This is a genomic window from Neisseria sp. P0021.S007, assembly GCF_051956855.1.
In genome coordinates this window covers 1-698 of record NZ_JBQCXA010000516.1, presented here as the reverse complement: position 1 = coordinate 698, position 698 = coordinate 1, and the positions used below count along the sequence as shown (strand labels likewise).

Annotated in this window: 1 protein-coding gene; it reads right to left on the bottom strand. The window is 52.9% G+C overall.

What is annotated here, in order from left to right:
* On the bottom strand, positions 1 to 638 hold a 638-nt coding region (locus ACTHUR_RS14340), incomplete at its 3' end, for a hemagglutinin repeat-containing protein (protein ID WP_440399235.1).
* Positions 639 to 698: the final 60 nt, after the last annotated feature.

The following is a 698-nucleotide window of genomic DNA, read 5'->3' as shown; positions in this document are numbered from 1 at the left end:
ACGCTTGTCAGGTGTTTGTCTTGAGGTTTATTTTGTGCGCCCTGCCCCAGCGTTTTGCCGCTTACGGCAACGCTGGCACCTAAGCCGAAACTTTCGCCTTCGTAGCGGCTGTGGTTTTGAATGTTGCTATGGGTGAGGGTGGCCGTCTGAAAGCGGTTTTTGCCTTTGTCTTCTGCGCTTTGGCTAGACGTGATGATGCCGCCTTTGAGGTCGGTGTGGTTTCCGACCTTGATTTGATAGCCGTCTTCTCCGGCGGAAATACCGCTTTGTGCGCTGATGCTTCGGTGTTCGGCGTTGATTTTGCTTTGGCTGTAACTGCCGCTTGCACTGAATCCGTAGCCTACGGTCACTTGGGCACCGGCGTTTTGTTGTTTGCCCTGATAGGTTTCGCTATCTTGTACACTTTCTATATGCAGGTTACGCGTATCTGCCTGTACGCCTTTGCCGATGAGCTGCGCACCTTTGAGGGTGGTATCCCCGCCGCTTCGGATAATCGTTTTGCCGGCCGTGCTGCCGACATGGGTGTGGCGGCGGGTCGCTTTTGTCTGATTGCTGTGGTGGCTTGTTGAAAGAAAGGTCGTCTGAAACCGTATTTGTTGTTTCAGACAGCCTCTTGGCTCAAACCTTGAGAACTGCATATGTGCGTTCCGCACATCCTACGTATTGAGTTTAGGTTTCATATGGGCCACGGCTTGCTG